The sequence below is a fragment of the Micromonospora sp. genome, from assembly GCF_048594385.1.
GTDB classification, from domain to species: Bacteria; Actinomycetota; Actinomycetes; order Mycobacteriales; family Micromonosporaceae; genus Micromonospora; species Micromonospora wenchangensis.
The window spans coordinates 1-8,464 of record NZ_JBMDWU010000123.1 but is presented as its reverse complement, the minus strand read 5'-3'; the positions used below and the strand labels follow the sequence as shown (position 1 = coordinate 8,464).

Below are 8,464 nucleotides of genomic sequence, written 5' to 3'. Positions count from 1 at the left end.
TTCCTGGGCGCTCGACACGCTGCTCGGCCGCCGGCGCTCCGACGCCCCGGCGACGCGGCAGGTCAGGGGTTGTAGGGAGCGTCGGTGTGGCTCACCTCGGTGAGCGTGCTGCCGGAGAGCTTGTAGACCGAGGTGCGTTTGATGTCCAGCTCGGCCATGCCCCGGCTGGGGCTGCGGGTCAACCAGACCACGGTGGCCCGCTGTCCGGCCACGCTCACCGACACGACCGGGGTCCGGTCGCCGAGATCGGTCAGCGCCCGGAACACCGGCATGCCGCCGTTGTTGCGCCACACCGCGACGGTGTAGAAGGTGCCGCTGCCCCCGGAGTTGATCGAGACCACGCCGACCGCGTCGTCCGCGCCGTCGCCGTCGAGGTCGCCGATACCGCAGGGCTTCTGGAGCGTCACGGTCGCGCCGTCCTCGCCCGACCACTGCCCCTCGCTCAACGGCAGGTAGTCCGGATAGCCGTTGTAGGGCGTCTTGCTGCTGCCGAGCTTGGCGCCCGCCAGATGGGCGCAGGTCAACGGAGCCTTGACCACCGGTGCCGGGGGAGTGGTGGTGACCGCCGGGGCGGTGGCGGGGGCGCTCTTCTTCTGCGGGGTCGGCTCGACGTCGGTGGGCGTCGGCTCGGCCGTGGCCGCGTTCAGCACCGAGGCCGTGGAGGGCTCGGCGGACGGGCCGACCGTCGGCGCCGCCCCGTCCTTCGTGCCCTGCTCACCCCCGCACGCGGTGAGCAGGCAGACCAGGGCGAGACTGGTGAGGCTCAACGGTATCCGTCGCATTGCCGGGGGTCCTCTCTCGACATCAGATCACCCGCACCGTACTGATCGATGGCAATGCCGGTCATCGGCTCGATGGGCCGCCCGGGTCGGCCTGTCGGAGCGCGGTCAGGGGCCGACCGGAGGGCCGGCGAACGGGTTTCTCCGCCCGGTGCCCACGGACGTGTTGAGCTGGAAACTTCCCCGAAACACCGGTGCCGACCGGGGTGCCCGGTCGATGCCCGGTGGCAGGGTGGCCAACGCCATGGTTCACACCGTGGGAAGCAGGCTGGGCGATGGCCGCGAAGCTGCCTAGACTCGGTCTCACAACTGCATACCTCATCCAGAGGGGCTGAGGGATACGGCCCGACGACGCCCCGGCAACCACCCCGCGCGCTCATCGCTGAGCGTCCGGCGGGGCAGGTGCCAATTCCGTCCCCGCCGCAGGGTGCGATGCGGGGAAAGATGAGAGGAATCGACATGACGTCGACGATCGCCGCCCCCGGTATCGACACCGCCGCCAGCCCCGCCCGTGCCCTGGTCTGCCGCGCCTGCTCCGCCCGCTATCCGCTCGCCGCGCAGCACGCCTGTTACGAGTGTTTCGGCCCGCTGGAGGTCGACTACGACGCCGCCGCGCTGGCGCGCGTCACCCGCGAGCAGATCGAGGCCGGCCCGCAGAACATCTGGCGGTACGCCGCCCTCCTGCCCGCCGGTCAGGACCCGGCCACCCGGGTCACCCTCGACCCGGGGCTGACCCCGCTGGTGGCGGCACCCCATCTCGCCGCCGAGCTGGGCATCAGCGCGCCGCTGTGGGTCAAGGACGACAGCGCCAACCCGACCCACTCGTTCAAGGACCGGGTGGTCTCGGTGGCGCTCACCGCCGCGAAGGCGCTCGGCTTCGAGCGGTTCGCCTGCGCCTCGACCGGCAACCTGGCCAACTCGGTGGCCGCCCACGCGGCCCGTGCCGGCGCACCCTCGGTGGTCTTCATCCCGGGCGACCTGGAGCAGGGCAAGGTGATCACCACCGCCGTCTACGGTGGCGACCTGGTCGCCATCGACGGCTCGTACGACGACGTGAACCGGCTCTGCGGCGAACTGGTGGAGACCGACGAGTTCGAGGACACCGCCTTCGTCAACGTCAACGTCCGGCCCTACTACGCCGAGGGCTCCAAGACCCTCGGGTACGAGGTTGCCGAGCAGCTCGGCTGGCGCATCCCGGCCCAGGTGGTCATCCCGATGGCCTCCGGCGAACTGCTCACCAAGATCGACAAGGCGTTCACCGAGCTGGTCGAGATCGGCCTGGTCGAGGCCCCGGCCGGAGGCTGGCGGGTGTTCGGCGCGCAGTCGGCCGGCTGCAACCCGATCGCCGCCGCCCTGCACGCCGACACCGACACCATCACCCCGGTCCGGCCGACCGGCATCGCCAAGTCCCTCAACATCGGCGACCCCGCCGCCGGCCTGTACGCCCTGGAGGCGGTGCGGCGTACCGGCGGCTGGATGGAGTACGTCGACGACGACGAGATCCGCGCCGGCATCCGGCTGCTGGCCCGCACCACAGGCGTCTTCGCCGAGACGGCCGGCGGGGTGACCGTGGCGGTGCTGCGCAAGCTCGTCGAGTCCGGCCGGCTCGACCCGACCGCCGAGACGGTCGTCTTCAACACCGGCGAGGGCCTGAAGACCATCGACGCGGTTGCCGGTCAGGTCGGCCCCACCCACCGGATCAAGCCGTCCCTGCGGGCCGCCCGCGACGCCGGCCTCCTCTCCTGAACCCGGCGCACCGCCCGCCTCTGCGTCGGTGGTCGACCCATCGGGGCGCGGGTTGCGGTGTCAGCCGGCCGGGACACCGCCTCTTCGGCCCCACTGTGTCGATCATGGGCGCAGGGCGGCCCGAGTGGATCTCTGGGTGACCGGGTTTTCGCGGTGCGTGGTGAAAACCCGCCGGGAAGGACTTGACGGCAGGAACCGGGCGGCGGAAGATGCTCCGTGCGGGAGGGCTTTCGCCGGAGACTTTTCAAGTTCTTGCGACCCAACGCCGGAGGCGTTGTGCGAACGTCCCTCCCGACCAACGTGAACCGGGGGCCAGCGGAAATCCGCTGGCCCTCGGTGTCGTCCACGGGAAGACTCGCGGCGTGGCCCTGGACATCGCGACGATCGACCGGACCGATCAGCCCACCCTCGACGCCCTCTACCGGATCGCGGCGACGGTCGAGGCGACGGAATCCCCCGACCTCCCGCCGCTCTGCCGGCGACGCTTCGAGGCGTCGCTGTGGCACCCGATGCCCGGCATCGACACCCGGTGGTCGGTGGCCCGGCTCGACGGGGTGCCCGTCGGCTGGGTCCGGGTCAACCTGCACCTGCTGGACAACACCGAGAACGCCAGCATCGAGCTGGCGGTGGACCCGGCGTACCGGCGGCGCGGGGTGGGGCGGGCGTTGTTCGCCCACGCCCGGCGGCTGCTCCGGGAGGCCGGCTGCAAACGGGTGGTCGGCTCCACCGTGACCCCGCTGCCGGACGGACCGAGCGGGGCGACGCCGGACGGGCCGGTCGGGGCGACGCCGGGCGGTCCGGGTGGGACGACACCCGATGAGCCGGGTGCGTCGGCGTCGGGCGGGCCGGGCGGGGAGTCGTCGGTCGGTGCGGTCGGGGTCACCCCGGTGGGGGAGTTTCCCGGGGCGGCTTTCGCGGCGGCGCTCGGTGCCCGGCCGGCGCTGGTTGACGTCCGTCGCCGGCTCGACGTCACCGCGCTCGACCGGGACCGGCTGGCGGCGCTGCGGGCCGGGGCGCGGTCGGCCGCCGCCGGCTACCGCACGGTCCGCTGGCACGGACACCCGCAGTCGGAGCATCTCGCCGACCTCGCCTACCTGGAGGGCCGGTTGCTGGCCGACGCGCCCCTGGGTGACCTGGAGTGGGAACCCGAGCGGGTGGACGCCGAGCGCATCCAGGGCATGGAGCGGGCGCTGGACGCGCGGGGCGTCCGCCGGTACAGCGTCGCCGCCGTGCACGGGGAGTCCGGCCGGCTGGTCGCGTGGAGCATGCTCAGCCTGGCCGCGAACACCACCCGGCACGCCTGGCAGCAGATCACCATCGTCGACCCGGCCCACCGGGGGCACCGGCTCGGCCTGCTCTGCAAGGCCGAGAACCTCGAACACACCCTGGCGTACGAGCCGGAGCTGAGCGTGGTCGACACCTACAACGCGGCGGCGAACAGCCACATGATCGCGATCAACGAGCAGCTCGGGTTCCGGCCGGTGGCCGGGTCCACGGAGTGGCAGTCGACCATCTGATCTGTGACACGCCCCTACTGATCTGGTCGTCATCTGTTGCATGATGGCGGGCATGACGGAGACCCCGCACCCGCTGTACGACAGGCACGCCGACACCCTCCACCGGGCGCTGACCGCGATCACCGAGCGGGGGTACTGGTCGGCGTATCCCGAATCACCCAGCCCCCGGGTGTACGGCGAGACGGCCGCCGCCGACGGGAAGGCCGCCTTCGAGGCGTACCTCGGTGGTGACTTCCCGCTCGACCAGCCCGGCACGGCCGACCGGGTCGCCACCGAGACGAGCCCGTTCGGGGTGGCCCTGGACGTGCGCTACCCGCACCCGGGCGCGGACGAGGTGGTCGCCGCCGCCTCCGCCGCCCTGCCGGCCTGGCGCGACGCCGGCCCGCAGGCCCGGGTGGGGGTCTGCCTGGAGATCCTCGACCGGCTGCACAAGCACATCTTCGAGCTGGCCAACGCGGTGCAGTTCACCAGCGGGCAGGCGTTCGTGATGGCGTTCCAGGCCGGCGGCGCGCACGCGCTGGACCGGGCCCTGGAGGCGATCGCCTACGCGTACGCCGAGATGACCCGGCACCCGGGGACGGCCGGCTGGGAGAAGGCCGCCGGCAAGGGCGACCCGCTGCGGATGACCAAGACGTTCCACGTGGTGCCGCGCGGGGTGGCCCTGGTGATCGGCTGCAACACCTTCCCGACCTGGAACTCGTACCCCGGGCTGTTCGCCTCGCTGGTCACCGGCAACCCGGTGGTGGTCAAGCCGCACCCCCGCGCGGTGCTGCCCCTGGCGATCACCGTGAAGTACGCCCGGGAGGTGCTCGCCGAGGCCGGCTTCGACCCCGACCTGGTGCTGCTCGCCCCCGAGGCCCCCGGCGAGAAGCTGGCCTCGACGCTGGCCCTGCACCCGGCAGTGAAGATCGTCGACTTCACCGGTTCCACCGGGTACGGCGACTGGCTGGAGGCCAACGCCCGGCAGGCGACGGTCTACACCGAGAAGGCCGGCCTGAACACCGTCGTGATCGACTCCACCGACGACTTCGCCGGGATGTGCCGCAACCTCGGCTTCACGCTGACCCTCTACAGCGGGCAGATGTGCACGACCTCGCAGAACATTCTGATCCCGGCCGGGGGCATCGCCACCGACCAGGGGCACAAGAGCTTCGACGAGGTGGCCGCCGGCATCGCCGCCACCATCGGCAAGCTCACCGCCGACCCGGCCCGGGGCGTCGAGCTGACCGGCGCGATCGTCAACGACGGGGTGCTGGAACGGCTCGACGAGGTCACCAAGGTCGGCGAGACCGTGCTGGAGTCGCGTACCGTCGCCCACCCGGCGCTGCCCGACGCGGTGGTCCGGACGCCCACCGTCGTCAAGCTCGCCGCCACCGACACCGAGGTCTACGGCCGGGAGTGGTTCGGGCCGATCTCGTTCGTCATCGCCACCGACTCGACCGCGCACAGCATCGAGATCATGCGGTCCACCGTGGGGGAGTCCGGCGCGCTGACCGCCGCCGTCTACTCCACCGACGAGGCGGTGCTGGACGCCGTCGAGGCCGCCGCGATCGACGTCGGGGTGCACCTGTCGGCCAACCTCACCGGCGGGGTCTTCGTCAACCAGTCCGCCGCCTTCTCGGACTTCCACGGCAGCGGCGCGAACCCGGCCGCCAACGCCGCCCTCACCGACGGCGCGTACGTGGCCAACCGTTTCCGCATCGTCCAGTCCCGCCGCCCCGCCTGACCCGCCCCCGGCCCTCCCCCCGCTTCCGCCCCGCCCCGCTCCGACCCCCGCTTCCGCCCCGGTGATCAAGAAGTTTGCGTCAGATCCGGGCCTCCGGTTGACCTGAACCTCTTGATCACCGGGGCCGGGTGGGCGGGGTCGCGGTGGAGCGGGGGACGGTCGGGGGTCGGGCGGCCAGGGGCGGGGTGGAGGTCAGGCGGGACGGCGCATCTGGAGTTCGGTGAGGGCCGGGATCTTGGGGTGTGGGACGCGTACCCCGGTGTCGGTGAAGCCCAGGCGGTGGTAGGCCCGGCAGGCGCGGTCGTTGCCGACCACCACCTCCAGCATGAGCTGCGGTCGGCCGCAGGCGCGCGACCAGGCGGCGACCTCGTCGATCAGCGCACCGAGCAGGCCGCTGCCCCGCCAGGAGGGGGTCACGTAGACCGCGTAGACGACGGTCAGGTCCGGCTCGTCGGGGGAGAGGGTGCCGCCCGCGTGCCCGACCAGCCGGCCGCCGGGGTCGGCCACGAACTGGGCGGTGTGACACCCCTGGGACACGTACGCGATCCGGGCCGCGTAGTCGGCGTGCGGCCGGGCGGCGGCCTCGGCGACGGTCTCCAGGAAGGCCAGCGGCGCGTCCGCGAGCATCTCCAGCCGCAGCGCCCGCATCCGGGCCGCGTCCTGCGGACGCACCCGGTGCACGGGCACCGTGCGGGTCGCCGGTGGGGCCGGGGCAGAGGTCATGGAGGCATGCATACCGCAGAGACGTTCACCGATGGGTGACCGGGTCGATACCCGTCTGATTTGACCCTATTTGTGGTCGTGCGCTGTCGTCACTCCTCGTGTAGCGTGCGATTTCGGTCACCGATTCAGCGGCCCTCACCGACCGCCGCAACGGTGGCTCTCCGCTGTCGGCCCGCCGGCAATCCGGAGTTGGGGAACGCCGCGCAGAGTGAGGAAGTGCACCGTGGCACAGGGCACCGTCAAGTGGTTCAACTCCGAAAAGGGCTACGGCTTCATCGCCGTCGACGGCGGGCAGGACGTCTTCGTCCACTTCTCCGCCATCGAAATGGACGGCTACAAGGCGCTCGACGACGGTCAGCGGGTGGAGTTCGAGATCGCCCAGGGCCAGAAGGGCCCGCAGGCCGAACAGGTCCGCGTCATCGCCTGACCTCCCGCCGGTCCCGCCCCGTCCCCGGTGACGGGGCGCATCGGGTTCCCACCCCGGGCTGTTGCCCCGGCGGCCGGGCGGGTTCCCACCCGTCGGGTGCACCGGGTGACGGCTGGCGGTAGCGACCGGTGCCGGGAAAGATCGTGAACCGTCCAGGCGTCCCGCTGAGGAGGGTTCATGTCCGACCAGTCGCCTTCGGGTCCACCCGACCCCGCTTCCGGGTCTCCGGGTGGTCAGTGGGGGCAACCGCCCTGGGGCACGCCCTCCGGCCAGCCCGGCTGGGGCGCGCCGCCCGGTCAGCCCGGCTGGGGGACGCCCGGGGCCTGGGCGCCGGGCTGGGGCCATCCGCCCGCCGGCAGTCTCCCGCCCGGGGTCGGTCCGTATCCGGGCCAGGGCGGCGGTCCCGCGCCGTACGCCGGCCCGTGGGGCCCCGAGGACCCGCTGGTCAACCCCCCGTACGCCGGCCTGGAGGGGTGGTTGAGCCGGTGCGCCGGCGCGGTGCGGCGCAGTTGGCGGCCCCTGCTGCCGCTGATGCTGCTCACCCAGGTCGTGCCGGCGGTGGCGGTGTCCCTGCTCTCGCTCGGCATGGGACCCGACGCCACCATGCTGCCCGCCGACGGCTCGCTGCCCGAGGACTACCTCAGCGACCTGGTGATCTACGGCGTCTCGGTGTTCCTGGTCGCGCTGGCGTTCGGGGTGGTGCAGGGCATCGGCTGGGCCGGTGGGACCTGGGTGGTGGCCCGGCAGGCCGCCGGCCAACCCGCCGACCTGCCCGGCGCGCTGCGCTACGGCGCGCGCCGCTGCCTCGGCCTGTGGGGCTGGATGCTGGTGCTGGGCGTGCTCGTCGGCGTCGGGTTCTGCCTCTGCCTGCTGCCCGGCATCTACCTGGCCTTCGCCCTCGCCCTGGCCGGCCCGGTCTACCTGTTCGAGGGGCAGAACCCGGTCGGCCGCTCGTTCCGCATGTTCCACGACCGGCTGGGCATGGTGCTCGGCCGGGTGGCGCTCGTCGCCCTGGCGGTGTTCCTCGGCAGCGTGCTCGGCAGCGTGGTGGAGTCGGTCGGCACCGTGCCGTTCGGCACCGACCCGTTCACCGCGCCGGGCACCGCCGTGGGCGCGGTGGCGGTGATCCTGGTCAGCGCGGTGCTGGTCGTCCCGGTCTACCTGGTGCAGTTGGTCGGGCTGGTCGTGACGTACGCCGAGCAGCGGGCGCAGGAGGGGCCGGTGAACGTCACACGACTGGTGGCGGAACTCGGCTGACCGGCCCCATCGTGCTTGCACTCGGCAGGGGAGAGTGCTAAACAAGTCATTGGCACTCGCATACGATGAGTGCCAATGGTCGGGGCGGTAGGGCCACGGTCACACAGACGTCTCGATGGCGTCGGGGTGGCACATGGCCGGTCGTCGCGGGCTGTCCGGCCCGACCGAGGAGGACGTCGTCGTCGCCAGGTGGCGACGTCCCCAAGGTGCGTACACCAGGCGGCCCGTCCGGGGCACAACACCCGGGTGGCCCGTGAGTGTCCAGGAGGACAACGCCGTATGGCCAAGA

At 72.5% G+C, this 8,464-nt stretch carries 7 protein-coding genes and 1 riboswitch; of the genes, 5 read left to right on the top strand and 2 right to left on the bottom strand.

Going from position 1 to position 8,464, the window contains the following annotated elements; translation table 11 throughout:
* Positions 1 to 62: 62 nt before the first annotated feature.
* Complete coding sequence (locus tag ACOJTC_RS06180; protein WP_204924704.1) at positions 63 to 767, bottom strand: hypothetical protein; 705 nt, start codon at positions 765 to 767, stop codon at positions 63 to 65.
* A gap of 327 nt (positions 768 to 1,094) precedes the next feature.
* Positions 1,095 to 1,230, top strand: a riboswitch (SAM riboswitch).
* An 8-nt stretch (positions 1,231 to 1,238) separates the two neighbouring features.
* Between ACOJTC_RS06180 and thrC the strand changes: the two genes are divergently transcribed.
* From thrC to paaN, 3 genes are all read left to right on the top strand, one after another.
* Entirely contained in the window at positions 1,239 to 2,525 is a 1,287-nt protein-coding gene (gene thrC / locus ACOJTC_RS06175; protein ID WP_420116119.1) for a threonine synthase, read from the top strand.
* Positions 2,526 to 2,887: 362 nt separating this feature from the next.
* Complete coding sequence (locus ACOJTC_RS06170) at positions 2,888 to 4,042, top strand: GNAT family N-acetyltransferase (RefSeq protein ID WP_420116118.1); 1,155 nt, start codon at positions 2,888 to 2,890, stop codon at positions 4,040 to 4,042.
* Positions 4,043 to 4,094: 52 nt separating this feature from the next.
* A complete protein-coding gene (gene paaN / locus ACOJTC_RS06165) occupies positions 4,095 to 5,768 on the top strand; it encodes a phenylacetic acid degradation protein PaaN (protein WP_420116117.1) in 1,674 nt (557 codons plus the stop codon).
* A gap of 192 nt (positions 5,769 to 5,960) precedes the next feature.
* Here the strand turns inward: paaN and ACOJTC_RS06160 are convergent, their stop codons facing one another.
* Entirely contained in the window at positions 5,961 to 6,491 is a 531-nt protein-coding gene (locus tag ACOJTC_RS06160; RefSeq protein WP_420116116.1) for a GNAT family N-acetyltransferase, read from the bottom strand.
* 223 nt (positions 6,492 to 6,714) lie between these two features.
* On the opposite strand from ACOJTC_RS06160, the gene ACOJTC_RS06155 reads away from it, so the two are divergent.
* Positions 6,715 to 6,918, top strand: coding sequence for a cold-shock protein (locus tag ACOJTC_RS06155; RefSeq protein ID WP_204924708.1), 204 nt, complete (start codon positions 6,715 to 6,717; stop codon positions 6,916 to 6,918).
* A 477-nt stretch (positions 6,919 to 7,395) separates the two neighbouring features.
* The gene (locus ACOJTC_RS06150; protein WP_204924709.1) at positions 7,396 to 8,175 is read left to right on the top strand and encodes a hypothetical protein; all 780 of its coding nucleotides are present in this window, start codon (positions 7,396 to 7,398) and stop codon (positions 8,173 to 8,175) included.
* The last annotated feature ends 289 nt before the right edge of the window (positions 8,176 to 8,464 follow it).